General features: G+C 67.3%; 26 protein-coding genes. 10 read left to right on the plus strand and 16 right to left on the minus strand.

Annotated elements, in window-relative coordinates:
- The first annotated feature begins 69 nt into the window (after positions 1-69).
- Positions 70-366 carry a hypothetical protein gene (locus tag CHB69_RS12425; protein ID WP_245836756.1) on the plus strand — a complete coding sequence of 99 codons (297 nt, stop codon included), beginning with the start codon at positions 70-72 and terminating at the stop codon, positions 364-366.
- A gap of 344 nt (positions 367-710) precedes the next feature.
- On the opposite strand, the gene CHB69_RS12430 is transcribed toward CHB69_RS12425, so the two are convergent.
- The 7 genes from CHB69_RS12430 to CHB69_RS12460 all read right to left on the minus strand — a co-directional run bounded on the left by CHB69_RS12430 (position 711) and on the right by CHB69_RS12460 (position 4,507).
- Positions 711-1,160, minus strand: a complete 450-nt coding sequence (locus CHB69_RS12430; protein ID WP_245836757.1) for a hypothetical protein — start codon at positions 1,158-1,160, stop codon at positions 711-713.
- Positions 1,161-1,226: 66 nt separating this feature from the next.
- Positions 1,227-1,955, minus strand: coding sequence for a hydroxyacylglutathione hydrolase (gloB, locus tag CHB69_RS12435; protein WP_089216334.1), 729 nt, complete (start codon positions 1,953-1,955; stop codon positions 1,227-1,229).
- An 88-nt stretch (positions 1,956-2,043) separates the two neighbouring features.
- On the minus strand, positions 2,044-2,481 hold the full coding sequence (locus CHB69_RS12440; RefSeq protein ID WP_089216335.1) for a VOC family protein: 438 nt from the start codon (positions 2,479-2,481) through the stop codon (positions 2,044-2,046).
- A 9-nt stretch (positions 2,482-2,490) separates the two neighbouring features.
- Positions 2,491-2,928: an acyl-CoA thioesterase gene (locus tag CHB69_RS12445; RefSeq protein WP_089216336.1), complete on the minus strand. Its 438-nt coding sequence runs from the start codon at positions 2,926-2,928 to the stop codon at positions 2,491-2,493.
- A gap of 15 nt (positions 2,929-2,943) precedes the next feature.
- Positions 2,944-3,711, minus strand: coding sequence for an alpha/beta fold hydrolase (locus CHB69_RS12450; protein ID WP_089216337.1), 768 nt, complete (start codon positions 3,709-3,711; stop codon positions 2,944-2,946).
- Positions 3,712-3,718: 7 nt separating this feature from the next.
- Entirely contained in the window at positions 3,719-3,973 is a 255-nt protein-coding gene (locus CHB69_RS12455) for a DUF6356 family protein (protein ID WP_089216338.1), read from the minus strand.
- Positions 3,974-4,072: 99 nt separating this feature from the next.
- Complete coding sequence (locus CHB69_RS12460; RefSeq protein ID WP_170935546.1) at positions 4,073-4,507, minus strand: MerC domain-containing protein; 435 nt, start codon at positions 4,505-4,507, stop codon at positions 4,073-4,075.
- 150 nt (positions 4,508-4,657) lie between these two features.
- On the opposite strand from CHB69_RS12460, the gene thrS reads away from it, so the two are divergent.
- The 4 genes from thrS to CHB69_RS12480 are packed head-to-tail and all read left to right on the plus strand — an operon-like array spanning position 4,658 to position 9,326.
- Complete coding sequence (thrS, locus tag CHB69_RS12465) at positions 4,658-6,664, plus strand: threonine--tRNA ligase (protein ID WP_089216340.1); 2,007 nt, start codon at positions 4,658-4,660, stop codon at positions 6,662-6,664.
- Positions 6,661-7,347 (plus strand): helix-turn-helix domain-containing protein, encoded by a 687-nt coding sequence (locus CHB69_RS12470; protein WP_089216341.1) that lies wholly within the window; start codon positions 6,661-6,663, stop codon positions 7,345-7,347. Before thrS ends, CHB69_RS12470 begins: the two co-directional genes overlap by 4 nt.
- A gap of 10 nt (positions 7,348-7,357) precedes the next feature.
- Positions 7,358-8,500, plus strand: coding sequence for a hypothetical protein (locus CHB69_RS12475; RefSeq protein ID WP_089216342.1), 1,143 nt, complete (start codon positions 7,358-7,360; stop codon positions 8,498-8,500).
- A 52-nt stretch (positions 8,501-8,552) separates the two neighbouring features.
- The gene (locus CHB69_RS12480; protein ID WP_245836758.1) at positions 8,553-9,326 is read left to right on the plus strand and encodes a sulfite exporter TauE/SafE family protein; all 774 of its coding nucleotides are present in this window, start codon (positions 8,553-8,555) and stop codon (positions 9,324-9,326) included.
- Here CHB69_RS12480 and CHB69_RS12485 read toward each other — a convergent pair.
- Together CHB69_RS12485 and CHB69_RS12490 are read right to left on the minus strand one after the other, a co-directional pair.
- The gene (locus tag CHB69_RS12485) at positions 9,323-11,824 is read right to left on the minus strand and encodes an ABC transporter permease (RefSeq protein ID WP_089216344.1); all 2,502 of its coding nucleotides are present in this window, start codon (positions 11,822-11,824) and stop codon (positions 9,323-9,325) included. The genes CHB69_RS12480 and CHB69_RS12485 overlap by 4 nt on opposite strands.
- A 238-nt stretch (positions 11,825-12,062) precedes the next feature.
- Positions 12,063-12,761 (minus strand): ABC transporter ATP-binding protein, encoded by a 699-nt coding sequence (locus CHB69_RS12490; protein ID WP_089216345.1) that lies wholly within the window; start codon positions 12,759-12,761, stop codon positions 12,063-12,065.
- 18 nt (positions 12,762-12,779) lie between these two features.
- Here CHB69_RS12490 and CHB69_RS12495 point away from each other — a divergent pair, with 18 nt between their 5' ends.
- The gene (locus CHB69_RS12495; RefSeq protein WP_089216346.1) at positions 12,780-13,484 is read left to right on the plus strand and encodes an arylesterase; all 705 of its coding nucleotides are present in this window, start codon (positions 12,780-12,782) and stop codon (positions 13,482-13,484) included.
- A 126-nt stretch (positions 13,485-13,610) separates the two neighbouring features.
- Here the strand turns inward: CHB69_RS12495 and CHB69_RS12500 are convergent, their stop codons facing one another.
- Positions 13,611-14,462, minus strand: a complete 852-nt coding sequence (locus tag CHB69_RS12500) for a LytTR family DNA-binding domain-containing protein (protein WP_089216347.1) — start codon at positions 14,460-14,462, stop codon at positions 13,611-13,613.
- Between the two features lie 216 nt (positions 14,463-14,678).
- On the opposite strand from CHB69_RS12500, the gene CHB69_RS12505 reads away from it, so the two are divergent.
- Together CHB69_RS12505 and CHB69_RS12510 are read left to right on the plus strand one after the other, a co-directional pair.
- The gene (locus CHB69_RS12505) at positions 14,679-15,866 is read left to right on the plus strand and encodes an acyltransferase family protein (RefSeq protein WP_089216348.1); all 1,188 of its coding nucleotides are present in this window, start codon (positions 14,679-14,681) and stop codon (positions 15,864-15,866) included.
- Position 15,867: 1 nt separating this feature from the next.
- The gene (locus CHB69_RS12510; RefSeq protein ID WP_089216349.1) at positions 15,868-16,065 is read left to right on the plus strand and encodes a hypothetical protein; all 198 of its coding nucleotides are present in this window, start codon (positions 15,868-15,870) and stop codon (positions 16,063-16,065) included.
- Between the two features lie 16 nt (positions 16,066-16,081).
- On the opposite strand, the gene CHB69_RS12515 is transcribed toward CHB69_RS12510, so the two are convergent.
- The gene (locus CHB69_RS12515) at positions 16,082-16,576 is read right to left on the minus strand and encodes a GNAT family N-acetyltransferase (protein WP_089216350.1); all 495 of its coding nucleotides are present in this window, start codon (positions 16,574-16,576) and stop codon (positions 16,082-16,084) included.
- A gap of 199 nt (positions 16,577-16,775) precedes the next feature.
- Positions 16,776-17,927: a flavodoxin-dependent (E)-4-hydroxy-3-methylbut-2-enyl-diphosphate synthase gene (gene ispG, locus CHB69_RS12520; RefSeq protein WP_089216351.1), complete on the minus strand. Its 1,152-nt coding sequence runs from the start codon at positions 17,925-17,927 to the stop codon at positions 16,776-16,778.
- Positions 17,928-18,035: 108 nt separating this feature from the next.
- Between ispG and CHB69_RS12525 the strand changes: the two genes are divergently transcribed.
- Positions 18,036-18,782 carry a TorF family putative porin gene (locus tag CHB69_RS12525; RefSeq protein WP_089216352.1) on the plus strand — a complete coding sequence of 249 codons (747 nt, stop codon included), beginning with the start codon at positions 18,036-18,038 and terminating at the stop codon, positions 18,780-18,782.
- A gap of 224 nt (positions 18,783-19,006) precedes the next feature.
- A complete protein-coding gene (locus CHB69_RS12530; protein WP_089216353.1) occupies positions 19,007-19,738 on the plus strand; it encodes a TorF family putative porin in 732 nt (243 codons plus the stop codon).
- A 132-nt stretch (positions 19,739-19,870) separates the two neighbouring features.
- Here the strand turns inward: CHB69_RS12530 and CHB69_RS12535 are convergent, their stop codons facing one another.
- From CHB69_RS12535 to CHB69_RS12550, 4 genes are all read right to left on the minus strand, one after another.
- The gene (locus CHB69_RS12535) at positions 19,871-21,019 is read right to left on the minus strand and encodes an alpha-hydroxy acid oxidase (protein ID WP_089216354.1); all 1,149 of its coding nucleotides are present in this window, start codon (positions 21,017-21,019) and stop codon (positions 19,871-19,873) included.
- A 327-nt stretch (positions 21,020-21,346) separates the two neighbouring features.
- Positions 21,347-22,570 (minus strand): NAD(P)/FAD-dependent oxidoreductase, encoded by a 1,224-nt coding sequence (locus CHB69_RS12540; protein ID WP_089216355.1) that lies wholly within the window; start codon positions 22,568-22,570, stop codon positions 21,347-21,349.
- Positions 22,571-24,220: an amidohydrolase gene (locus CHB69_RS12545; RefSeq protein ID WP_089216479.1), complete on the minus strand. Its 1,650-nt coding sequence runs from the start codon at positions 24,218-24,220 to the stop codon at positions 22,571-22,573.
- Positions 24,220-25,098 (minus strand): NAD(P)-dependent oxidoreductase, encoded by an 879-nt coding sequence (locus CHB69_RS12550; protein ID WP_089216478.1) that lies wholly within the window; start codon positions 25,096-25,098, stop codon positions 24,220-24,222. The genes CHB69_RS12545 and CHB69_RS12550 overlap by 1 nt, the downstream gene beginning before the upstream one ends.
- Between the last annotated feature and the right edge of the window lie 48 nt (positions 25,099-25,146).

A 25,146-nucleotide genomic window follows, 5' to 3' on the forward strand; every position in this document is an offset into this window, starting at 1 on the left:
ACAAAGGCCAGCAGGCAAAGAAGATCGAGCGCCGCGTGAAGCGCCGCCGAAAGAAACAGGATTAGGAGAATGGGGAGTCAAGTATATAATTCCCATCCCGAATGGATGGCCGAATGGGCCGAGGCCGAGGGGCTGCCGAAAGACCTCGCCCGGCTGCGCGAGCACGAGAAATTCCGCACCGCGATCCGCGAAGCGGTCGACCGGGTCAACGGCCAGCTGTCGGTGATCGAAAAGGTGCGCAAGTTCGACTTCGCCGACGAAGCCTTCAGCATCGAGAATGAGCAGATGACGCCGTCGATGAAAATTCGTCGGCACATCCTGCGCGACGTCTATGCCGACAAGATCGCGGCGCTCTATCGGGGGTAGGGGCCGTCCGGGACGGGCTATTTGCGGGCGATGTCGGCTTTCGGGCGATTGCGGCCGTTCCTAAGCCCCTCCTCTTCAGAGGAGGGGTTGGGGGTGGTGGCGCGCGACAGCGCGCAAGACTTCGAGCACCACCCCGCTGCGACTAACGCGCAAAGCGCGTAAGTCTCGCTGCCCCTCCTCTGAAGAGGAGGGGTTTGGTCAAACGTCCGCTACCCACCCCAAAGCCGACACAAGGCAAACCGCTGTCCGGCGGAGGAAGACCGGCACTTGATCAATGACGGGCGGGGATGCGACCCGAAGAGCTCGGCGCAAACCGGAACCCCGCCCGTCGCCGAGCCATGGGCTCAGCCAGCGTCCCCCGCCGGTTTGCGATAGGGGACGAAGTCGCCAAAGACGCAGGTCGGGCCGCGGATGCCGCTCGACCGGTCGACCAGATGGAAAAAGTCGCCGTTGCACACCTGCGACCCATATTGCTCGATCACCATGATGTCGCTGTCGCGCGCAAGGCCGGGGCAGCTGCCTTTCAGGTCGTTGCGATAGACGAGGTTTCCGCCCGAGCGATAGAGGAGAATATTGTCCGACACGCGGATCACGTCGTTCGAGCGATAGCTGGGCAGGCAAGTTTCGGGCTTGCCTGCGACCTTGCCGGCCAGCTGCTTGTCGAGCGTCTCCGCCTGTTTGGGCGTCAGTGCCGCGGCGCCGGCCTCGGCGGTGCCCGACGGCGCGCAGCCGGTGAGGAACGGGGCTGAAGCCGCCAGCAGGGCGGCGGTGCAGAGGAATGTCGGCCTGGCCATGATCATACTCCTTGCAGTCTGACGTTCGTTAGACGGACTCCGATGAACGCAGCCTTACGCGGCCGCTCACGCCGCGTCCTTGAGCGCGCGGATGCGTCCGAGTTCGGCGGCGCTCGGCGCGCGGAGGAAGGGGTTCGTCGCGCGTTCGGCGCCGATCGTCGTCGGCACTGTCGCTTCGCCGGCTGCGCGCGCGGCCTCGACCTCGGCAAGTCGCGCCGCCAGCGCCGCATTGTCCGGTTCGACCGTCACCGCGAAGCGCGCGTTCGACAGCGTATATTCGTGCGCGCAATAGACGCGCGTCGCATCGTCGAGCGTGCCGAGCCGCTGCATATTCGCGAACATCTGGTCCGCGGTGCCCTCGAACAGCCGGCCGCAGCCCATCGCGAACATCGTGTCGCCGACGAAGATCGCGCCGTCGCCCGCGAAATAATAGGCGATATGGCCCGCGGTGTGCGCGGGCACGTCCCACACCTCGGCGACGTGCGCGCCGAGCGTCACCGTGTCGCCGCCCCCGACCAGCCGGTCGGCGGTCGGGATGCGTTCGCGCTCGGCGGCGGGCGCGATGATCTCGCAGCCGGTCTTCGCCTTGATGTCGGCGTTGCCGCCCGTGTGGTCGGGGTGCCAGTGGGTGTTCCAGATCGCGGTGATCGGCCAGCCGCGTGCCTCCGCCTCGGCCAGCACCGGATCGGCGACCGCGGGATCGACAACCATCGTCTCGAAGCTGCCCGGATCGTGAACCAGCCAGACATAATTGTCGCTGAGCACGGGGATGCGGACGATCTCGAGCTTGGCCACGTCGGGTCTCCTCTCTGCGCCGGCCTCCGCGTTTCCCGATGGAGTCGTTCGCGCGCGCCGCGATTATGCCGCGCGTCCGGCGTTCTGGCTACCAGCTACCCGTATTCGGCATCGAGGCCCAGGGTTCGGCGGGGTCGAGATAGCCGTCCTGCAGCAACTCGACCGAAATGCCGTCGGGCGAGCGCACGAAGGCCATATGTCCGTCGCGCGGCGGGCGGTTGATCGTCACCCCGGCGTCCATCAGCCGCTGGCAGGTGTCATAGATATTCTCGACCCGATAGGCGAGATGGCCGAAATTGCGTCCGCCGGAATAGGTTTCGGGCGCGCTGCCGTCCTCGGGCGGCCAATTATAGGTCAGCTCGACCTCGGCGACGCCTTCCTGTCCGGGCGGGGCGAGGAAGATCAGCGTGAAGCGGCCGCCTTCATTGTCGAAACGGCGCACCTCTTCGAGCCCGATCAGCTTGAAGAAGTCGATCGTGGCGTCGGGATCCGACACGCGGATCATCGTGTGGAGATATTTGGTCATGGAGCTATATTAGGCGCGAAGGCCGCACCCTTCAAATGCTTCGAACAAAGATACGAATTCATCGGGGACCGGCGCCGGCGCGCCGCGCGCTTCGCCGACATGGACGTTCACCAGCAGCCCGCCCGCGCGCAGATCCTCGCGCCCCTTGCCGTGCAGTTCGAACAAATAGGTCATCGACGAGCGGCCGACGCGCGATGCGCGCACGCAAATGTCGATCTCTTCGTCGAGCAGGATCGGCGCCTTGTAATCGACCTCGGCCCGCGCGACGTGAAACTCGGGGCTTGCATGGTGCGGCCAGCGATCATGGACGCCCGCCGCGCGCCAATATTCGGTGATGCCGATGTCGAAATATTCGAGGTAGCGGCTGTTGAAGACGACGGCCTGCGCGTCGATTTCGGCGTAGCGCACGCGCTTGGTGACATGGAAACGAAAGTCGTTCCGGGCCATGGATGATCCTCTGGTTCAGCTAAGCGGCGTCGCGAGGCGCGCGACGGTGTCGATGAGCAGCGCGATGTCGCTCTCGCGCGAGAGCCGGTGGTCGCCGCCCTTGACGAGCGTGACCTGCACATCCGCGCTCGCGAGCGCGGCCGCCAGCGTCAGGCTGATTTCGGGCGGGACGTCGCCATCCTCCTGCCCGTGGAGCAGGCGCACGGGGCAGGCGAGCGGGATTTCGGTGCCGAGCAGGCGGTTTGCTTCGCCCGACTGCCAGAAGCGCCGCGTCGTGACATAGGGCTGGTCGCTATAGGGCGTCGCTTCGCTGAGTTCGCCTTCGGCCTCGATGATCGCCTTTTCCTCGCTCGTGAAGCCCCAGTCGGTGAAGTCGGGCGCCGCGGCAATGCCGACGAGCCCCGCGACGCGCGCCGGCCCGTCGCGCTGCACAAGCGCCAGCGCGGCGAGCAGCATCAGCCAGCCGCCGAGTGACGATCCGACGAGCAGCACCGGACCTTCGGCCTTCGCGTCGATCAGGTCCAGAATGTCGCCGCGCCAGTCGAGCAGGCTCTGTTCGGCGAACAGCCCCTCCGACGATCCGCAGCCGGCATAATCGAGCAGCAGGCAGGCGCGCCCCTCGGCCGCCGCCCAGGCGAAGAGCGCGGTCGCCTTGCCGCCCTCCATGTCGGACATATAGCCGGGCAGAAAGACGATCGTCGGCCCGCTGCCCGCGACATGGCGATAGGCGAGCCGCGGTCGGCCCGGCCGCTCGAGATAGGCGGGAGGCGTTATATCGGCCACGGCGCGGTCAGATGACCCAGTCGACGGTCTGCATTTGCGCGACCGCCCGCCCTTTGGCGCGGCGCTGTTCGACCATGATCCGGTTGAGCCGCTGGATCGTGTCGCTGCCGGTGGTGATGCACCAGCCGGGGACGAGCGCATGGACGAGCGCGCACAGCCCGCCCCAGATCATCGTCAGGCCGAAGCGCGAGGCGACCCCGAAATGCTCGAGGTAATTTTCATCGACGCTCTTTGGATGGTCGACGAACAGGCGCTTGAACATGGCGGCTCCTTTCCGGTTGCCGCCGCCCTAGCGGGGAGGGGCGATTCCGGCAAGGGAGGCTGCCGGGCTGTGGCGGGGCGCGTCGGACATGGCGCGACTTTAGTCGTGGCTCCCACCGCCGCCAATGATCGTTTTTGTACCATGCCGCAGCCGCCAGTTGGCAAGATGCGCCGCCGCGAGGCTGAGCGCGCCGGCCGAGGTGAACCAGCGGTCGGCGGCTTCGGGATCGAGCGTGCCGAGCCAGCCTGCGTGACCGGCGAGACCGAGGCCGAGCAGAATCAGTCCGCCCGCCGCGAGCAGCGCCGGTCCTGCCCGCCGGTGCCGCCGCCAGCCGCCCGTCATGGCAACGAATGCCGCGGGCGTGGCGAGCAGCAGGATCGCGGCGTGGATCCACTCGGGCAGCGACAGCCAGGCGGCGAGCGCGGGCGCGAGCAGCAACAGCAGCGGCAGCGCGAGGCAATGGACCAGGCAGGCGAAGGACAGGCCGACGCCGACCGCGTCGAACAGGCGCGCGCGGGAGGAGGGGAGGCACATGCGACAGGGGCTTTCCGAAAGAGGATCGCCCGCCCAGATAATGATATAGTGTATCATTGCAAGGGGTGACTGCGAAACCACCCCTTGCCGCTCCTGTCGCATACTGGCAAAGGGGCGCAGTTTTAGCCCGCCAGAAAGGCCCCTTTTTCGATGTCCGAGATGATCCGCGTCACCCTTCCCGATGGCTCTGCCCGAGAAGTCGCGCGCGGCACCACCCCGGCGCAGATTGCCGCCGACATCGGACCCGGCCTTGCCAAGGCCGCCCTCGCGGCGAAGGTCGACGGCGAGGTCCGCGACATCCTGCGCCCGCTCGAGGCCGACACCAACCTCGCGCTGATAACGAGCCGCGACGAGGCCGAGGCGCTCGAGCTCGTTCGCCACGACTATGCGCATATCCTCGCCGAAGCGGTGCAGGCGTTGTGGCCGGGAACGCAGATCACCTTCGGTCCCGCGACCGACGACGGCTTCTATTACGATGTGAAGGCGCCCGAGAGCCGCGATCCCTTTTCGATGGACGACCTGCCCGCGATCGAAGAGAGGATGCGCGAGATCATCCGCGCCGACAAGCCGCTGCGCCGCGAGGTGTGGAGCCGCGACGCGCTGATCGCCAAATGGGAAAAGGACGGCGAGGTCTTCAAGGCCGAATGGGCAAAGGAATTGCCCGAGGGCGAGGAACTCAGCGTCTATTGGTCGGGTGATGACTGGCTCGACATGTGCCGCGGCCCGCACCTCGCGAGCACGGGCAAGGTCGACCCGCAGGCCTTCAAGCTGATGCGCGTCGCGGGCGCCTATTGGCGCGGCGACCAAAGGAATGCGCAGCTGACGCGCATCTATGGCACCGGCTGGCTGAACAAGAAGCAGCTCGACGCGCATCTTCACCGGCTGGAGGAGGCCGCGAAGCGCGACCATCGCAAGCTCGGGCGCGAAATGGACCTGTTCCACTTGCAGGAAGAGGCGCATGGGTCGGTGTTCTGGCACCCGCACGGCTATATCGTCTGGCGCGAGCTCGAAGCCTATATGCGCCGCGCGATCGACGGTGCGGGTTACAAGGAGGTCAAGACGCCGCAGGTGATGGACGCGCGCCAGTGGGAGGCGTCGGGCCACTGGGGCAAATATCGCGAAAATATGTTCGTCATCCCCGACGAGGTGCCGAATATCGAGGACGAAGGCCCGCTCGTCTCCGACGCCGCCGAATGGATGGCGCTCAAGCCGATGAATTGCCCCGCGCACGTCCTGATCTTCCGCCAGGGGATCAAGTCGTATCGCGACCTGCCGCTGCGCATCTACGAAAATGGCTGCTGCCACCGCAACGAGCCGCACGGCGCGCTCCACGGGCTGATGCGCGTGCGCCAGTTCACGCAGGACGATGCGCATATCTTCTGCCGCGAGGACCAGATCGTCGAGGAGGTGCAGGCCTTCTGCAAGCTCGCCGACCGCATCTATCGCGACATGGGTTTCGACGGCTATGCGATCAAGCTCGCCCTGCGCCCCGACAAGCGCTTCGGCAGCGACGAGATGTGGGACCAGGCCGAGGCCGAGCTGCGCGACGCGGTCGTCCGCGCGGGGCTCGCGACCGAGGACTATGGCTGGGAGGAACTGCCGGGCGAGGGCGCCTTCTATGCGCCCAAGCTCGAATGGCATCTGACCGACGCGATCGGCCGGACGTGGCAGGTCGGGACGATCCAGTCCGACCGCGTCCTTCCCGACCGCCTCGACGCCTCCTATGTGGGTGAAGATGGCGAGCGTCACCGCCCGGTGATGCTCCACCGCGCGATTTTCGGCAGCTACGAACGCTTCATCGGCATTTTGATCGAACATTTCGCCGGCCGCTTCCCGACCTGGCTTGCGCCGGTGCAGGCGGTGGTCGCGACGATCGTCAGCGACGCCGACGATTATGCAAAGGATGCGGCGGCACGGCTCGAAGCCGCGGGCATTCGCGTCGAAACCGACCTGCGCAACGAAAAGATCAACTACAAGGTGCGCGAACACAGCCTCGCCAAAGTCCCCTATCTGCTCGTCGTCGGCAAGCGCGAGGCCGACGAAGGCACGGTCGCGATCCGCACGCTCGGGCAGGAAGGGCAGCGCATCATGCCGCTCGCCGAAGCGATCGCGATGCTGAAGGGCGAGGCGACCCCGCCCGATCTGCGCGAGCCGTGAGTCTGCCCGGCATAGGCCGGCACGCGGCGGGCGAGGCATTGCCGCGTCACCGCCATGCCGAACCCTATGTCGCGGTGGTGCTGAGTGGCGGTTATGTCGAGGCGGGGGATCAGGGTCGGATCGACGCCGACGCGGGCACCGTCGTCGTCCACGACCGCTGGACGGCGCACCGCGACCTGTTCGGGCGGCGCGGGGCCGAGGTGCTCAACCTGCCGTTCGTCGTCGGCATGAGACCGGGGGCGGGGCGGCTCGCCGATCCCGATTTCGCCGTGCGCTTGTGCGAGCGCGATCCGGTCGCGGCGGCGCGTCATGTGCGCGACCATATCGTGCCGATCGTTTCGCCCGTCGACGACTGGCCCGACCTGCTCGCTGCGGCGCTGCGCGATGACCCCGATCTTCGATTGACCGATTGGGCGCGCGGCGCGGCGCTCGACCCCGCGTCGGTCAGCCGCGGCTTTGCTCGAGCCTATGGCGTGACGCCGAAGCGCTTCCGGCTCGAGGCGCGGGTGCGGCGCGCGCTTGCGGCGCTCGATGGCTGGCAGGGAAGCCTCGCCGATCTCGCCGCGGCAGAGGGCTTTGCCGACCAGGCGCATATGACGCGCGCCGTCGCTATAATGACCGGCATGCCCCCAGCGGCGATCCGGGCAAAGTCCGTTCAAGCGGGAAACTCCGCCAACCGTTAAGCCGCGGGGCATGGATCGCCGCTTCTTTCTCGCCGCTTCGCTCGGCAGTCTCGCTCTTCCCGCGCTCGTCCGGGCGCAGGAGGTTTCGCAACGCACGCGCTGGAAGGTCCGCGCCTCCGAAGGCTTCGACGCGCTCGCCTTCCTCGGCCCGCTCGCCGGGCGCGAACTCTATCTGAAATATTATCAAAACGACGCCGAGGCGTTCGCGCCGCGCCTGTCGGAGCCGCTGCGCGCCGACATCAAGGCGCTGTGGCAGGAAGCGGAGGATTCGGGCTTCGGACTGCTCGGTCCCGGTCTGTCGGTCTTCTTCTCGGGGAACGACGACAGCAGCATGGCGGCGCTGATCGAGTCGGCGGCCGCGCCCGAGGCGCGATTGCTCGCGTCCTATAGGGGCAGCGACAAATGGGATGAAAAGGACTGGCGCTGGTTCCTCGGCGTCGCGCCGCGGCTGAAGATGATCTTCGAGGCGATGCAGGGCGCCGGTTTTGCCGCCTTCCGCGCGGAACGCATCGGCGATCTCGATCGGCGGATCGTGCAGCTTCAGAGCGATCTTGGCGCCTATGATGTCATTCACTGGCACGAAAAGCTGACCGGCCGGACCTTCGATCCCGAAATCGAGGTCGTCCTGCTGCAATTCTGCAAGCCGCACGGGATCAGCGTGCAGGGGCAGACCTTCCTTCAGGCGGCCGACTGGAACACGCCGATCACCGTGCGGGTCGCGGCGCACGAGATGCTGCATCCGCCGGTGCCGATGGACGGCGCGGCGGCGATCGCCGCACTCGCGGTGCTGGCGCGCGATCCGCTGATCCCCCGCATCGTCCGCGAACATGACCCGCAATGGGGCTATACGACGCTCGAAGGCCTGCTCAACGAGGATATGGCGCAGGCGCTCGACCAGCTGATCAGCGAGGCGCTGGGCGTCGGTCGCAATCCCGCCGACCGCTGGCGCAAGGCCGACGACGGCATCCATGTGCTCGCGGGGGCGATCTATGGCATGTTGCGCGACGATCATTGGATCGACACCGGCGGGTCGATCGAGGATTGGCTCGCGGCGGCGGTGAAGGCGGGGCGCTTCGCGCCGCCGCGGCTCCATGCGGTCGCGGCGCGGGTGCTCGAACGGCCGATCGACGCGCTCTGGCCGCTGCCGGCCTGATCTCTCCGCTGGCCGTCGCGCCTATCCTTCGGTATCGGGCGCGGACCACCAGGTGAGGGGACGTCCGATCGCCAGCCACAGTCTTCTCGGCGTTGCGCCGCTCACGCTCCTCGGCGCAGCAGCGATGACCTTTGCCGCGGCCTATGTGCGCGGGCTTACCGGCTTCGGCATGGCGATCATCCTTGTGCCGCTGCTCGGCCTGATTATCCCGCCCGCACAAGCGGTGGTGCTCGGCATTCTGCTGCAATTGCTGATCGGCCCCGTCGGGATCGGATTGATCCACGCCGACGCCGACCGCGCGACGGCGATCCCGATCGGCCTGACCGCGATGGCTACGACGCCGTTCGGGATGGCGGTGCTCGACGTGACGCGGCCCGATGTCGCGCGGCTGCTGATTACCGCGGTCGCCGTCGGCGCCTTCGTCGCGGTGTTGCTGCCCAAGCAGCCCGAGGGGCACAGGCCCGGCCGCGGGGCGGTGTTTGGCACCGGGATCGCTTCGGGCCTGCTCACCGGCTTTGCCGCGATGCCGGGGCCGCCGGTCGTGCCCTTCTATCTGCGCCGCTCGCTCGACCCGAAGGTGTCGCGCGCGTCTATGCTGCTCATCTTCTTCCTGACCGCGATCGCCGGGACGCTCGCGGCGTTATGGGTCGGAATTGCGACCGCCAGGCTGTTCCTGTTCGCGCTGCTGCTATTTCCGCCCATGTGGCTCGGCAACCGCGTCGGCGGCGGCCATTTCGGGCGCGTGCCGCCGCATGTCTGGCAGGCGATGGTGGCGGTCGTGCTCGGGTTGGCCGCGATCTCCGCAGTCGTGCGGCTGATCGACTAGAGGCTCCGCAGCGCGCGCGCCGGGCGCGCCGACAGGAGCGGCCAGCTTCCCGCGATCCCGATCATGAAGGACAGGCCGGCGCCGCCGAGCAGGGTCAGGCCGACGACCAGCGGGTCGGGGGCGAAGGTGAAGTCGAATATCTGCGTCACGACATACCACGCCGCCGCGAGCCCCAGCCCGAGCGACAGCAGCGCAAGGATCGCCGCGAGCAGGCCATATTCGACCCCCTGCGCCCCCAAAATCTGCCCGCGCGTTGCGCCGAGCAGCTTCAGGATCACGCTGTCATAGACGCGGCGTTCGCGGCTCGCGGCAATCGCGCCGATAAGCACCGCGATGCCGGCGAGGATCGCGATGCTCGCCGCGGCCGCGATGGCCTGGCTCATCTGGGTGAGCAGCGTCGTGACCTGCGATACGACATCACGCACCTGGATCAGCGAGGCGGAGGGAAAGGCGCGCGGGAGGCTGCGCGCGAGTTCGGCCTCGGCCGCCGGGGTCACCGCGACCGTCGCGACCATATTGTGCGGCGCTGCGGCGAAGGTGCCGGGGGAGAAGACGAGGACATAGTTGAGCCCGAAATTGTCCCACTCGACGGTGCGGAAGGAGGCGATTTTCGCCTGCACCTCGACCCCCAGCACATTGACCGTCAGCGTGTCGCCGATCCTGAGACCCAGCGTCTGTGCGACGTCCCGTTCGACGCTGACGAGCGGCGGCCCCTTGTAATCGGCGGGCCACCACGCGCCGCCGACGAGCGTGCTGCCCTTGGGCAGATCGGGGCTATAGGTCAGGCCGCGGTCGCCGCGCAGCACCCACGCGCCCTCGGGCAGCGTTTCGAGCTGATCGACGCGCTGGCCGCCAAATTCGGTGATGCTGCCGCGCAGCGCGGGGATCATATTGACCTCGGCCTTCGCATCCGCCTGCGCGACCAGTGCGCGGAACTGCGCCGCACGGTCGCGGGGAATGTCGAGGATGAAGAAGCTCGGCGCACGCTGCGGCACGGTGCGCGCGATCTCGGCGGTGATGCTCGTCTGGACGGCGGCGAGGGTCACGAACAGGGTGAGGCCAAGGCCGAGTGCGACGACGAGCGCCCCGGTCGCCGCGCCGGGGCGGTGGAGGTTGGCGAGCGCGAGACGCAGCAAAGGCCGCTTCGGCCGCGGCAGGCGGCTGGCGATGCGCCGCACCAGCCATCCGAGCCCGACGAGGATTATGAGCAAGCCCGCCGCCGCGCCGACGAAGCCGAGCGCGAACAGCGGCTCGCGCGCCGTCCCGACCGCGAGCGCGACGATCGCCGCAAGTGCAACGCCGACGGCGACCACCGTTCGCCGCTCGGGGCGTGCCATGCCGTCGACGGTGGCGCGGAACAGCCCCGCCGCGGGCACCTGCCGCGCCGCGGCGAGCGGAGGCAGGGCGAAGACGACGGCGATCAGCAGGCCATAGGCCGCGCTGACGGCGAGCGGCAGCGGATAGACGGCGAGACCGGGTTTCACGGGGAGCACATCGCCCGCAATCGCGGTGATGATCGACGGCGCGAACGCCCCGACCGCGAGCCCGGCGACGATCGCCGCCGCCGCGACCGCCAGAATCTGCAGCGCATAGATGCGCATCACGGTCGCGCTGTCGGCGCCGAGTATCTTGAGCGTGGCCAGGCCCGGCCGCTTGCCGGCAAGATAGCTCGCGACGCCATTGCCGACCCCGATCCCGGCGATCACCAGCGCCGCGAGCCCGACGAGCGCGAGGAATTGCCCCATGCGCTCGATGAAGCGCCGCGTCCCCGGCGCGCCGTTGCTCCGGTCGTTGACGTCCCAGCCGGCATCGGGAAATTCGGCCGAAAGGCGCTTGCCGACCGCGGCAGGGTCGGCACTCGCGGGCAGGCGGATGCGATATTTGCTTTCATAGAGGCTGCCGGGCTGGATGAGTTCGGTCGCCGGCAGGTCGCCCATCCCGATGATCGCGACCGGCCCCAGCGTGAAGCCTTCGCCGAGCCGGTCGGGCTCGTCGGCGATGATGCCGTCCACGACGAACATTTTTTCGCCGAACTTCACGCGCGATCCGACCTTCAGCGCCAATCGCGAGGCGAGGTCGGCGCCGATCCACACGCGCCCGGGCGGGGGCGGACCGCGCCGCGTTCCGCTCTCCAGCCGTATCGTGCCATAAAGCGGATAGGCGGCATCGACCGCCTTCAGCTCGGCGAGCAGCGCGTCGCCGCCGGGCACGGCTGCCATCGCGCGCATCCGCACCGTCGCCGATGCCGTTCCCGCGCGGCGGAAGGCCGCCATTTCAGCGGGCGTAGCCTCGCGCTGCGGCAGTTCGAATTCGACGTCGCCACCGAGGATCGTCTGCCCGCGCGTTTCGAGTTCGGAAGTGATCCCGCGGGTCAGGCTGCCGATCGCGGCGAGCGTTGCGACGCCGAGGAACAGGCACACCGCGAGCAACCGCAGCCCGCGGATGCGCGTCGCAAGATCGCGGCGGGCGATGCGCCAGAGCGTCGCGAGCGGGAGCATCAGATCCTCCCACCGTGGCGCAGGGCAATCGCATCTGAGATTTCTGCGCGTCGATATTTCCCCTCCCGCTTGCGGGAGGGGCAGCGAGACTTGCGAGCTTGCTCGCTAGTCGCAGCGGGGTGGGCCATAGCGACGTCGTTGCCCACCCCCAACCCCTCCCGCAAGCGGGAGGGGGGAGGCACCGTCGCATGCATATGCGATTGCCCTCTCCCCCAGGGGAAGGATTGTACGGCGCCGTTCACGCCCGCTCCTCGATCCGTCCGTCGTGCATCGTGACGACGCGGTCGCAATGTTCGGCGAGCTCGGGGTCGTGGGTGATGATGAGCAGCGTCGCGCCGAGCGCGGCGCGGCGCGCGAAGATCAGCTCGATGATCGCATGGCCGGTCGCGGTGTCGAGATTGCCGGTCGGCTCGTCGGCAAAGATGATCGCCGGTTCACTCGCCATCGCGCGGGCGATCGCGACACGCTGCTGCTCGCCGCCCGAAAGCTGCGCGGGATAATGGGTGAGGCGATGGCCGAGGCCGACCGCCTCCAGCTCCGCCGCCGCGCGTGCGAACGGATCGCCATGCCCGGCAAGCTCGAGCGGCACCGCGACATTTTCGAGCGCGGTCATCGTCGGGAGCAGGTGAAAGGCCTGGAGCACGATGCCGATCCGCCCGCGGCGCGCGCGCGCGAGGGCGTCCTCGTCCATCGCGCCGAAATCGAGGTCCGCGACCCGGATGCTGCCTCCGTTCGCGCGCTCGAGCCCCGCAAGCACCGCCATCAGCGAGCTTTTGCCCGATCCCGACGGGCCGAGCAGCGCGACCGAGGTGCCCGCCGCAACCTCGAGGTCGACCCCGCGCAAAATTTCGACCGGGGCCTTGTCGCTCCCCAGCGTCAGCGTCACATTATGGGCGGCGATCGCCAGGCTCGGCGAAGGTCGGGGCGCGTCGGACAAGGAAGGAACCCTTTGGATATGAAAACCGCCGGATGGCGTTCGGCCTTCATATATGGTTGCGCCGTGGCGCTTTGCCAACCACTCGCTGCCTGTGGAAGCGCCGAGGCGCCCGCGGCGAAGCGCGAAGGGGCCGAAACCAGGGCGCCGATCGCGGACGATGCGCCACTTGTCATCGCCTTCGGCGACAGCCTCTATGCGGGTTATCAACTCGGTCCGAAGGAGGGGCTCGCCCCGCAGCTTCAGGCGGCGCTCGCCGCCGACGGCGTCCCCGCGCGGGTGCAGAATGCCGGCGTATCGGGCGACACGACCGCGGCGGGGCGCCAGCGGCTGAACTTCGTTCTCGACAATGCGAAGGCGAAGCCCGCGCTCGTGCTGCTCGGGCTCGGCGGCAACGACATGCTGCGCGGCATCGACGCCGATCAGACGCGCGCCAACCTCGACGCAATGCTCGCCGAACTCAAGCGGCGCGACATTCCGGTATTGCTCACCGGCATGGTCGCCGCGCCCAATCTCGGCGCCGATTACGCCCGGAAATTCAATCCGATCTACGCCGAACTTGCGGCCAAATATGATGCGAGCCTCTATCCCTTCATCCTCGACGATGTCGTCACCGATCCGTCGCTGATGCTCGGCGACCATATGCACCCCAATGCCAAGGGCGTGGCGGTGATCGCGAAAGGCCTCGCGCCGCTGGTCGAGGAACAATTGCCGGACAGCGAATAGATCATGATGATTTGGCGTTGATCCCCTGGCGTCATTGCGAGCGGAGCGAAGCAATCCAGGGCCCGCTTAAACCGCTCTGGATTGCTTCGCTCCGCTCGCAATGACGAGGTTGGGCTATCGCGCGTCTCAGCCTTCGATATTCGGCCGGTAGCGCCGGCTGCCGCGCAGCGTCTCGCCGCTGTCCATCTCGACGTCGAAGTCGCCGCTCTTTTGCGTGACGACGCGGCGGATCGCGGCCTTGCGGGCGAGCCGGCTCCGGTGGATGCGCGCGAAGCCCGCGCCCGCCAGCTCGGCCTCGATCGCGCTCAGCGTTGTGCGGTGGAGCAGGCGCTGGCCCTTCCATGCGATCTCGACATAATTGCCCGCCGCTGCGACATGCTCGATCTCGTCGACGGGCAGGTGATGGGTGACGGAGCCGTCGCCGACGGCGAGCATCTGCCGCTGCGGCGGGGCGGGCGCCGCCGCCGCATAGCGCGCGACGAGCCACTGGACGAGGAAGAGGATGAAAACAAGCTCGACATAGGCCGACACATCCTTGCGCATTTCATAGAGCAGCGGGCTGCCGTCCGGCGAAGTGAAATGATAGGTATTGCCGGTCGCCCACCACGTCGCGGTGCGAAAGGCGACCATCAGCGCAATATGGCCGAGCGAAACGGGGATCGCGAGCAGCGCGTGGATCGCCGCAGTGGCGGCGAGCCCGAAGCGCGGCGGGCGGATATGGCGCACGCTGAACCAGCAGGGGATCATCATCACCGCCCAGGCGACGAGGCTGCATCCCTCGAGCAGCCATGCGATCGTCGGCGAGGTGGCGAGGCCCGCACCCTGCCGGTCGGCGATATAGGAATAGACGTTGGCGGCGATGCGCACGAGGCCGAAGAGGAACATCGCCGCGAGCAGCAGCGCGGTCAGCGCCCGCGCGCTGAGTCCACTCGTCCCGGCTTCGCCGCCGCTCGTCCCTGACCGCTGCTCGTCCGTCACATCGGCTCCGCATCTCGTCCCGCTGCAATGGTTTCAAGGCGATCCTTTGACCAGTTTCGGGTTCCTGCACAACGCCGTTCGTCCTGAGGAGCCATTGAGCTCGTCGAAATGGCGTCTCGAAGGACCAAAACGCTATACCGGGGTCCTTCGAGACGGGTCTTCGACTTCGCTCAGCCCCTCCTCAGGATGAACGGGGCAAGACGGAGATTCGCCGCGATGAACACGAACCGGCACTACGGAATGGACTGGCTCAGGATCGGCGCCTTCGCGCTGCTGATCTTCTATCATATCGGCATGTATTTCGTGCCGTGGGGGTGGCACGTCAAAACGCCGCACCCGATGGACTGGGTGCAGATCCCGATGATGGCGACGAACAGCTGGCGCCTGCCCTTGCTGTTTCTCGTCTCGGGCTATGCCAGCGCGGCCTTGTTCGCCAAGCTCGGCGGCGTCGGCCCCTTCCTGCGCTCGCGCAGCGCGCGGCTGCTCATCCCGCTCGCCTTCGGCATGATCGCGATCATCCCGGTGCAGCCGTGGATCGAACTCGTCACCCAGCATGACTATGCGGGCGGCTTCCTTCATTTCTGGAGCCGCGACTATTTCGGCTTCGGGACGCTCGAAGGAATCGTGCTGCCGACGTGGCAGCATCTGTGGTTCGTCGTCTATCTCTTTGTTTATACGCTGCTTGCGGCCATGGTGCTCGCCGCGATCCCCGAGCGTGCCCGCGTTGCTATCGCCGACGGCGCGGCGCGGCTGCTCGCCGGCTGGGGAATGCTGTTCGTTCCGCTCGCGGCATGGCTGACCATTCTTTTCGCTTTCCCTGGCTATCGCGAGACGCACGCGCTGTTCGACGACGGGCCGAACCATCTTCACTATCTCGTCCCCTTCTTCATCGGCTGGCTGCTGCGCGTCCGGCCGGCGCTGTTCGATACCGTCGCGCGCTGCTGGCCGGTCGCGGCGGTCGTCGCCATCGCGGCCTATGGCTATGTCGCGTGGGCGCTGTGGGCCGCGCCGGGCGAGGGGCCGCCGCCCGAAGGCGTGGTCACGCTCTTCATGGCGATACGGCTGGTGCAGGGATGGGCGGCGATCGTCGCGCTCGTCGGGGTCGCCGACCGCTTCGCGAACCGCGATCATCCCGGGCGCGCGATGCTCGCCGAGGCGGTCTTTCCCTTCTATATCATCCACCAGACGATCATCGTGCTCGTCGGCTATTGGCTGCTGCTCGGCGGCGTCGGGCCGCTCGCATCCTTCCTGGTCCTCGTCGCGGCGACCATCGCGGGCTGCTGGGCCTTCTATCTCGGCGGCCGGCGCGTCGGCTGGTTGCGCCCGCTGATCGGGCTGCAACGCAAGGCGCGTGACAGGCCGACGGCTTTGTGCCAGCCTTCGGCAAATATTTCGGGAGGATGACATGGGTTCGATCAAGGCAATAGCGGCGATCGTCGGGGTGGCGGCGATCCTGATGGGCGGCCTTTGGATCTTGCAAGGTCTCGACATCGTGCGCTGGCCGTCGAGCAGCTTCATGCTCGGCGACACCACATGGACGCGCAACGGCGTCGTTCTTGCCGTCGTCGGCGTGGTGCTGATCTGGTTTTCGCGCCGGCCCTGACGGGCGGCGGCCGCGATCACCGCACCTTGGTATCAGACCGGGCCAGCGCGGGGAGCGCGTCGCCGTCGACTCGCATCACTGTCCACTCGTCCATCACCTTCGCGCCGAGACTTTTGTAGAAGCCGATCGAGGGCTCGTTCCAGTCGAGCACCGACCATTCGAGCCGTGCGCAGTCGCGTGTCACGCAGAGCTTCGCCAGATGCGCGAGCAGCGCCTTGCCGAGCCCGGCGCCGCGCGCGTCGGGACGCACGAACAGATCCTCGAGGTAAATGCCGGGCTTGCCCTCGAAGGTCGAAAAATTGTGGAAGAAGAGCGCGAAACCCTGCGGCGTCCCGTCGATCTCGCCGATCACCACCTCGGCATAGGGCCGCGCGCCGAAGAGATTTTCGCCGAGTGCCGCTTCGTCGAAGCGGACCGCGTGCAGCAATTTCTCATACTCCGCAAGTTCGCGGATAAAGGCGGCGATGAGCGGAAGGTCGGCGGGCGCCGCAGGACGGATCGAGAGGGTCATGTCGGCGCTGTGTCGGGTTGAGTGCGTCATGTCAAACTTCGACCGTTACGGGACATTCTTCCTCGTCACCCCGGACTTGATCCGGGGTCCATGGGCGCGGCGCCGGTGGGATGGATCCCGGATCAAGTCCGGGATGACGAAGAAAGCAAATGTCCGCTCCCCACGTCCGCGGGGTTGGTTATCCAGCGGGGACGGTGACTCACGCCGCCTTGCCGTGCAGAGTATCCATGCTCACCGCGCTGCCCGCCTCGATCTCGGCGGCCTTCGCTTCGACGAGCCTCACGATATGGCCGATCATGTCGGCGTCCTCAACATGGTGGTCGGTGACGCCCGACAGATAGACCATATGCTTGCCGTTGCCGCCGCCGGTGATGCCGATGTCGGTTTCGCGCGCTTCGCCGGGGCCGTTGACGACGCAGCCCAGAACCGAGAGCGACATCGGCGTCTTGATGTGCTGAAGCGCATCCTCGAGCTTTTGCACCGTGCGGATCACGTCGAAGCCCTGCCGCGCGCAGCTGGGGCAGGACACGACGCGGACGCCGCGGGTGCGGAGGCCCAGTGATTTCAGGATTTCATAGCCGACGCGCACTTCTTCCTCGGGCTCGGCCGACAGGCTGACGCGGATCGTGTCGCCAATCCCGGCCCAGAGGAGGTTGCCGATGCCGAGCGCGCTCTTCACCGTGCCGCCGATCAACCCGCCCGCCTCGGTGACGCCGAGGTGGAGCGGGCAATCGACCGCTTCGGCGAGCTGCATGTAAGAGGCGACGGCAAGAAAGACGTCGCTGGCCTTCACCGCGACCTTATATTCGTGGAAATCATGGTCCTGTAAGAGCTTGATATGGTCGAGCGCGCTTTCGACGAGCGCCTCGGGGCAGGGTTCGCCATATTTTTCGAGCAGGTCCTTTTCGAGCGATCCCGCGTTGACGCCGATGCGGATCGCGCAGCCATTGGCCTTGGCCGCGCGGACGACCTCACCGACGCGCTCCGACGAGCCGATGTTGCCCGGATTGATGCGCAGGCAGGCGGCACCGGCATCGGCGGCTTCGAGCGCGCGCTTATAATGGAAATGGATGTCGGCGATGATCGGAATGCGCGCCGCGCGGACGATCTTGCCCAATGCGGCAGTGCTGTCGGTGTCGGGGCACGAGACGCGGATCAGGTCGGCGCCGGCCTCCTCGCAGCGGCGGATCTGGTCGATCGTCGCCACCGGATCGCTCGTCGGCGTGTTGGTCATCGTCTGCACCGTGATCGGCGCGCCGCCGCCGACGGGAACGCTGCCGACCATGATCCGGCGGCTTGTCCGCCGCGCAATGTCGCGCCAGGGGCGCAGGCCGGGATTGTGATCGCTCATATTGCATGCCAGATAAAAGAGGAGCCGTGGCCGCTCTTTAGACGTCCGGCCGTCGCTTGGCAAAGGCCATGCGGGCGGGGGACCGTCCCGATTTCGAGAGGAGTTTCCATGCAGTTTCCGGTCAAGGCGTGTTTCGGCGCGCTGCTTGCCCTGTCGTTCGTTCCCGCCGCCGCATCGGCGCAGGGTGTTCCGAGCGGCCCGCTTTCGGTGTCGGGCGGCATCAATGTCGTATCCGACTATCGCTTCCGCGGCATTTCGCGGTCGGAGGAAAAGGTCGAGCTGCAGTCGAGCATAACCGTGACCCATATCAGCGGACTCTATGCGGGGGCCTGGGGGTCGGGGCTGCCCGACAGCCCGCGCTATGGCCAGTATGAACTCGACCTCTACGGCGGCTATGCCACCGAAATCGCTCCGGGCACGTCGATCGACGTCGGTGCGACCTATTATGTCTATCCGGGCAATCGCGACCGGGCCGGGCCGAGCGACTATATCGAAGCGGTGGGCCGGCTATCGCACGATCTGGGCCCGGTCTCGGCGACCGCGATGCTCGCCTATGCGCCGAAGCAGGTATCGCTCGGCGACGACGACAATCTCTATCTGAATCTCGACCTGTCGTCGGGTATTCCGAACACTCCGGTCACCTTGACCGCGTCGGCCGGCTACACCGACGGCGCGCTGGGCGCTGCGGCCGCCGACCGCAATTATCTCGACTGGTCGCTCGGCGCGCGCATCATACACGGGCCGGTGACGTTGTCGGCGCGCTATGTCGATACCGACATCCGCAAGACGGGGGTGAAGGCGGTCGATACGCTTTACGATCCGACCCTGGTTTTCGGTATCGGCCTTCTTTTCTAGTATTTTGAAATAATATTGCCGGTGTAACCGGTTTAGCGAAAGGTAGTTGTTGCAAATTTGTCACATAGCCCATTATTTGGGCAGCTTATGGAACTTTTCCCATTGTGCGGTGCGGCAACTTTGTGAAAGAGGAGGGCTCGTCTGACAGGACCGAGCCCGAAAAAGAGGCCGGCCATCAGGCAGCAGGCAGGGACGATCCGTTTATTTGTTCAGAGGATCTGTCCATGAAGAATTTCTCCCGCGCGTGCCTCGGCATGCTTCTCGCCGCCGCCGCGGTTCCGACGGCCGCCCATGCCCAGGAAGAAGAAGACAGCAGCGGTATCTCCATTTCGGGCACCGCGACCGTCGTCAGCGACTATCGCTTCCGCGGCTTCAGCCAGTCGAACGAGGAAGCCGCGATCCAGGGCGGCTTCACGATCAGCCACGACAGCGGCCTCTATATCGGGACCTGGGGGTCGAGCATCGGCTTTGCCAACGGCACCGAAATCGACGTCGTCGGCGGCTATTCGCACGAGCTTGTTCCGGGCCTGACCGCCGACATCGGCGCGACCCTCTATCTCTATCCCGGCACCGCGGACAGCTCGATCATCGAGCCCTATCTCGCGATGTCGGGCGATATCGGTCCCGCGTCGATCAAGACGGCGATTGCCTGGGCGCCGAGCGGGCAGGATTCGCTCGGAGACGACAGCGGCGTCTATATCTACACCGACGCCGGCGTGGCGATCCCGAGCACGCCGTTCAGCCTCAACGGCCATATCGGCTTCGCCAAAAGCGACAGCTTCCTCGGCGGCGCCGACGGCAGCGTCGTCGACTATTCGATCGGCGTATCGGCGAGCTGGAAGGCGCTCACGGGCAGTGTCGCCTATGTGAACACCGATGCGCCCAAGGCGCTCGGCTACAAGGAAAGCGTCGGCGCCGACGGCGCGGTCATCTTTTCGCTCGGCGTCTCCTTCTGACGCCGGGCCCGGGGCGGCTTCTGGGGGGAGGCCGCCCCGTCCTATTGTCGTCATTGCGAGCGCAGCGAAGCGATCCAGCGCGTGCGTAAACCGCTCTGGATTGCTTCGCTGCGCTCGCAATGACGATTCAGACTATCGCCAGCGCAGATTGTCCCGCCCCAGGTCGGCGAGGCTCCTTGCGCCCATCAGCTTCATGCCCCGCTCGATCTCGGCGCGCAGCAGCGCGACCGCACGATCGACCCCCGCCTCGCCCGCGGCGGCCAGCGCATAAAGATAGAGCCGTCCGCCCGAACAGGCCTTGGCGCCGACCGACAGCGCTTTCAGCACATGCGTGCCGCGGGTGATGCCGCCGTCGCAGATCACCTCGAGCTTGTCGCCGACCGCATCGACGATGTCGGCGAGCGCGTCGAAAGGCGCGATGCTCCCGTCGAGCTGGCGCCCGCCATGGTTCGACACCATGATCGCCGTCGCGCCGATGTCGGCCGCGCGCTTCGCATCCTCGACCGCGGCGATCCCTTTCAGGCAGAAGGGGCCGTCCCATATTTTGCGGATCGCCTCGGCGCGCTTCCAGTCGAGGCTCTGGTCGAGCATCGAGGTGAAATAGTCGGCGACCGATTTGGGGACGCTCGATCCTTCGGACACATGCGTCGCAAGATTCGGCAGGCTGAATTTTTCGCGCAGGATGTAGTTCAATCCCCAGCCGGGCTTGGCCGCATAGCTCAGCATATTGCGCGCGGTGAAGCGCGGCGGCGAGGTAAAGCCCGAGCGCAGGCAGCGTTCGCGATTGCCACCGACGATCGTGTCGACGGTGAGCGCCACCGCATCGAACCTCGCGTCGCGCGCGGCTTCCAGCATCGCGCGATTCAGCCCTTCGTCCTTGTGGACGTAAAGTTGGAACAGCTTCGGCCCATCGGTGAGCGCTCCCGCTTCGGCGAGGCCGATCGTCGCGAGGCTCGATATGCCGGCGACCGTCCCCGCCTTCGCCGCCGCGCGCAGCACCGCGCGCTCGCCCTGCCAGTGGAACAGCCGCTGGAGCGCCGTGGGGGAAAGGAACAGCGGCATCGCGATTTCACGCCCGAACAAGGTCGTGCGCATGTCAACCGTCTCGACACCCGCGAGCACGCGCGGGACGAGGTCGCAGGCATCGAACGCCGCGCGATTGCGGCGGCGCGTCACCTCGTCGTCGGCGGCGCCGTCGATATAGTCGAACACCGGCCACGGCAGCCGCCGCTTCGCGAGCGCGCGGAAATCGTCGATATTATGGCAGTCGGTCAGGCGCACCCAAATCCCCCCGTTCGAAATAGATATCCTCTCCCATAGGGAGAGGTGGCGGCGCTTGCCAGCTTGCTGGCTAGAGCAAATTGCGCGAAATCTGAATCATCCGCATCCCCGAGCGAAGACGAGGGGCTCGTTCGAGCGGAGCGAGAACCGCAGCGTCGCCGCCTCGACTTCGCTCGGGGAGACGGTGCAGATTTCCGGCACGATGCTCTAGCAAAGCCGGGTGAGGGGATGCCAGAAGCGCATGTCTTTAGCGCTGTGCCCCTCTCCCGCTGCGACCAGGCGGCAAAGCCGCCAAGTCTCGTTGCCCTCTCCCAAGGGGAGAGGAGATCAGGCGACCAGCCGCGAGAGCGCCCATCGCGGCTCGACCGGGCGGCTCGCCTCCTCGACATGCGCGGCGACGCGTGCGCCGATTGCCGGGGCGAGCGCAAAGGCACGGCCGGCGCCGCCGCCGACGAGCCAGACGCGCGGGTGGCCGGGCAGGCGGTCGAGCAGCAGGTCGCCGGTCGCCGTGCGGCAATCGTGCGTCGCCGCGCTCGCGACGACCGGCGCATCGGCAAGGCGGGGAAGGCGGGCCGCGACCCATTGCCGCACCTCGGCAAGCGCGCGGTCATCGGCGCGGCGGTCGAAGCTGTCGGGATCGACGCTCGCATCGGGCGTGCTCTTCCGTACGCGCACGCCGACGCCCTCGACATCGGGAAGCAGGTTGAAGCCATAGGCGCGGTCGACGAGCGCGGGCATTGCGGGCGGCCGGAATTGCGTGTCGCCCTGCCCGGGGCCGAAGTGGAAGATATTGTGGCGCACCGCCGACAGATGCTGCGGGGTCAAAAGCTGCGGGAAGAGCTCGGTCAGCCATGCGCCGCTCGCATAGACGAGGCTGTCCGCGCTGCCGCCGTCGGGAAGGACATAGCGGTCGCGGCGCTTGTCGCGCAGCGGCGCGGGCATCACCATATCCTCGGGCGTGACCTGCGCGTCGAGAATCGTTTCGAGCACGCCGCGGCGTCCGGCGAGCATCGCCCCCTTTTCGGCGACCAGCGCCGCTTCTTCGGGCCGCCATGCGACCTGCGTGTAGCGCGGGCGGAGTGCCTCGCCGGTCAGCCGCTCGCTGCCGCGCATCGCGGCGAAATTGTCGGTCGCGGCGAGCGTCGTCACCGCTTCGCACGGGGCAAGGATCGGCAGGCTCGCGGTGTCCGAAAGCCGCTCCCACGCCGCGCGGCTCTCTTCGACCAGCCCCGCATAGAGCGCGTCGCCGCCCTGCACAGGATCGAGCATCATCGACGGCAGGTTCGACGCCGCGCGGCCGTTGCCCGCGCCATAGGCGTCGAACAGCCGCACGCTCAGCCCCTTGCGGACGAGGTGCCACGCGGTCCATGCGCCGAGCGCGCCGGCGCCGACAACCGCGACATCGACGTGGCGTTCGGGCGCCTTGGCGCCCTTGCGCCGGCGCGAGCGGCGCGGATCGGGCGGATCGTTCCGTTTCGGCTTTTTCGCTCCGCCGAGCGCCAGTGCCGCCGGGGCGGTCGCCATCGCTGCGAGCAGGCGGCGGCGATCCATTCAGCTGCCCTTGCGCTTGTAATAGCGATAGCCGCCGATCCAGGTTTCGCGCGGGGCCATGCCGCGGATCTCGCTCGGGCTCGCGAGCAGCGGGTCGGCATCGAGGATCAGGAAGTCGGCGCGCATCCCGGGCATCAGCGTGCCGATGCGGTCCTCGGCGAAGCCCGCGAAGGCGGCGCTGCGGGTGAAGCCGTCGAGCGCGGTCTCGCGGCTCACCGTTTCCTCCGGGTGCCAGCCGCCGAAAGGCTGGCCCTGCGCGTCGGTGCGCGAGATGGCGGCGGCGATGCCGGGGAAGGGGTTCGCGCTCTCGACCGGCACGTCCGACCCGAAGGCGAGGCGCACGCCCGCGGTCTCCATGCTGCGCCAGGCATAGGCGCCCTTGAGCCGCTCGGGGCCGAGCCGCGCTTCGGCCATCAGCCGGTCCGACGGCTGGTGGATCGGCTGCATCGAGGCGACGACGCCGAGCTGCTTGAAGCGCGGGATGTCGATGGGATCGACGATCTGCGCATGTTCGATGCGCCAGCGGCGCTCGCCGGGCAGGTCGGCGTTGAGGTCGGTGATCGCGTCGAGCGCTTCGGCATTGGCGGCATCGCCGATCGCGTGGATCGCGACCTGGAACCCGTCCATCGACGCGCGCACCATCTTGTTGCGCAGCTGCGCCGGCGTGAGCAAAGGCAGGCCTTTCTGCCCCGGCGCGTCGGCATAGGGCGCCTTCAGCCACGCGCCGCGCGACCCCAGCGCGCCGTCGAGATAGAGTTTCACCCCGACCATGCGCAGCTTGTCGTCATAGAGCCAGGGGGTCGGTCCCGGCCCGCCGATCAGCGCCATATTGTCGACGTCATGGCCATAGCTGATGATACGGATGGCAAGCTGATGCTTGTCGCCGGCGCGGCGATAGCTTTGCCAGTCGTCGATCGTCGTGCCCATGTCGGCGATGGTCGTGATCCCCTGTTCGAGCAGCTTTTGCTGCGCGAGCAGGAAGGCGCGGTCGCGGTCGCGCGCGAGCGGCTTCGGCACCGCAGCGGCAATCAGATTTGTGGCAGCATCGACGAACACGCCGCTCGGCTGACCATTCGCCATTTCGATGCGGCCGCCCTCGGGTGCCTTGCTCGCAGCGGTGACGCGCGCGGCGCGCATCGCGGCGCTGTTCGCCCAGCCCGCATGGCCATCGACGCGCTCGAGCCACACCGGGCGGTCGGGGACGGCGGCGTCGAGGTCGGCGGCGTTCGGAAAGCGGCCGAGCCCCCAGGCTTCCTGGTTCCAGCCGCGCCCGATGATCCACGGCAGCTCGGGATTGTCGGCGGCATATCTGCGGATCGCGGCGAGCGCCTCGTCGAGCGATTTCGTTTCGCTGAGGTCGAGCGTCATCAGCGAAAAGCCGAGTCCCATGACGTGACCATGCGCGTCGATCAGCCCCGGAATCAGCGTCTTGCCCTTCGCGTCCTCCTTGAAGTCGGGGCGCTCGGGGCGCTTGTCCTTGCGGTCGAGCAGCTTCGCGACCTTGCCGTCCTTGTCGATGACGAGCCCGGTGAAGCGAACGAGCTTGCCGTCCTTGTCGAGCGTGATGCCGTTGACATTGTCGATCAGCGTGTCGGCATGCGCGGGGGCGGCGAAGAGCAGGGCGAGCGAAGCACAAAGCGCGGCGCGGATCACTTCGGCAGCCTCGTCACCAGCGAGCTGGTGTCCTTTCTCCCGCCACCGGCCTTCTGCACCTCGGCATAAAATTGATCGACGAGCGCCGCGACCGGCAGCGTCGCGCCATTGGCCCGTGCTTCCTCGAGCGCGAGGCCCAGATCCTTGCGCATCCAGTCGACCGCGAAGCCGAAATCGAACGCGTCCTTCGCCATCGTGTCCCAGCGGTTGAGCATCTGCCAGCTCGCCGCCGCGCCGCCCGACACCGCCTCGAACACCTTGTCGGTGTCGAGCTTTGACGCCTGGGCAAAGCGCAGCGCTTCGGAGAGGCCTTGCAGCACCCCGGCGATCGCGATCTGGTTGACCATCTTCGTCGTCTGCCCGGCGCCCGGGCCGCCGATATGGACGATCCGCGCGGCATAGGCGCGCATTACCGGCTCGGCGGCGGTAAAGGCCGCATCGCTGCCGCCGCACATGATCGACAGCTTGCCCGCCTGCGCGCCCGATTCGCCGCCCGACACCGGCGCATCGACGCTCAGCAGCCCGCGCGCCCCCGCCTCATCGGCGAGCCGCCGCGCGATTCGCGCCGAGACGGTCGTATGATCGACGAAAACCGCACCAGCCTTCATCGCATCGAACGCGCCATTCGTCCCCAGCGTCACTTCGGCAAGGTCGTCATCGTTGCCGACGCAGGCGAGCACGGCGTCGGCCTCCTTCGCCGCCTCGGCGGGCGTCGCCGCGGCGTTGCCGCCATATTTTGCCGCCCATGCGTCGGCTTTGGCGCGGGTGCGGTTAAAGACGGTGACGCTGTGGCCGGCCTTGACGAGATGTCCTGCCATCGGACCGCCCATGATGCCGGTGCCGATGAAGGCGATGCGCAATTTTTCTTCGCTCATGGGGCGGTCCATAGCATTGTTTGCTTCGCGCGCCAGATGGGGTAGGGC

It is taken from the genome of Sphingopyxis indica (assembly GCF_900188185.1).
Taxonomy (GTDB): Bacteria; Pseudomonadota; Alphaproteobacteria; order Sphingomonadales; family Sphingomonadaceae; genus Sphingopyxis; species Sphingopyxis indica.

Coding starts and splice junctions, on each gene's coding strand:
- CHB69_RS12425 (WP_245836756.1), top strand. CDS start 70: ATGGGGAGTCAAGTATATAATTCCCATCCCGAATGGATGGCCGAATGG.
- CHB69_RS12430 (WP_245836757.1), bottom strand. CDS start 1,160: ATGGCCAGGCCGACATTCCTCTGCACCGCCGCCCTGCTGGCGGCTTCA.
- CHB69_RS12440 (WP_089216335.1), bottom strand. CDS start 2,481: ATGACCAAATATCTCCACACGATGATCCGCGTGTCGGATCCCGACGCC.
- CHB69_RS12445 (WP_089216336.1), bottom strand. CDS start 2,928: ATGGCCCGGAACGACTTTCGTTTCCATGTCACCAAGCGCGTGCGCTAC.
- CHB69_RS12455 (WP_089216338.1), bottom strand. CDS start 3,973: ATGTTCAAGCGCCTGTTCGTCGACCATCCAAAGAGCGTCGATGAAAAT.
- CHB69_RS12460 (WP_170935546.1), bottom strand. CDS start 4,507: ATGTGCCTCCCCTCCTCCCGCGCGCGCCTGTTCGACGCGGTCGGCGTC.
- thrS (WP_089216340.1), top strand. CDS start 4,658: ATGTCCGAGATGATCCGCGTCACCCTTCCCGATGGCTCTGCCCGAGAA.
- CHB69_RS12475 (WP_089216342.1), top strand. CDS start 7,358: ATGGATCGCCGCTTCTTTCTCGCCGCTTCGCTCGGCAGTCTCGCTCTT.
- CHB69_RS12485 (WP_089216344.1), bottom strand. CDS start 11,824: ATGCTCCCGCTCGCGACGCTCTGGCGCATCGCCCGCCGCGATCTTGCG.
- CHB69_RS12495 (WP_089216346.1), top strand. CDS start 12,780: ATGAAAACCGCCGGATGGCGTTCGGCCTTCATATATGGTTGCGCCGTG.
- CHB69_RS12505 (WP_089216348.1), top strand. CDS start 14,679: ATGAACACGAACCGGCACTACGGAATGGACTGGCTCAGGATCGGCGCC.
- CHB69_RS12510 (WP_089216349.1), top strand. CDS start 15,868: ATGGGTTCGATCAAGGCAATAGCGGCGATCGTCGGGGTGGCGGCGATC.
- CHB69_RS12515 (WP_089216350.1), bottom strand. CDS start 16,576: ATGACCCTCTCGATCCGTCCTGCGGCGCCCGCCGACCTTCCGCTCATC.
- ispG (WP_089216351.1), bottom strand. CDS start 17,927: ATGAGCGATCACAATCCCGGCCTGCGCCCCTGGCGCGACATTGCGCGG.
- CHB69_RS12525 (WP_089216352.1), top strand. CDS start 18,036: ATGCAGTTTCCGGTCAAGGCGTGTTTCGGCGCGCTGCTTGCCCTGTCG.
- CHB69_RS12530 (WP_089216353.1), top strand. CDS start 19,007: ATGAAGAATTTCTCCCGCGCGTGCCTCGGCATGCTTCTCGCCGCCGCC.
- CHB69_RS12540 (WP_089216355.1), bottom strand. CDS start 22,570: ATGGATCGCCGCCGCCTGCTCGCAGCGATGGCGACCGCCCCGGCGGCA.
- CHB69_RS12550 (WP_089216478.1), bottom strand. CDS start 25,098: ATGAGCGAAGAAAAATTGCGCATCGCCTTCATCGGCACCGGCATCATG.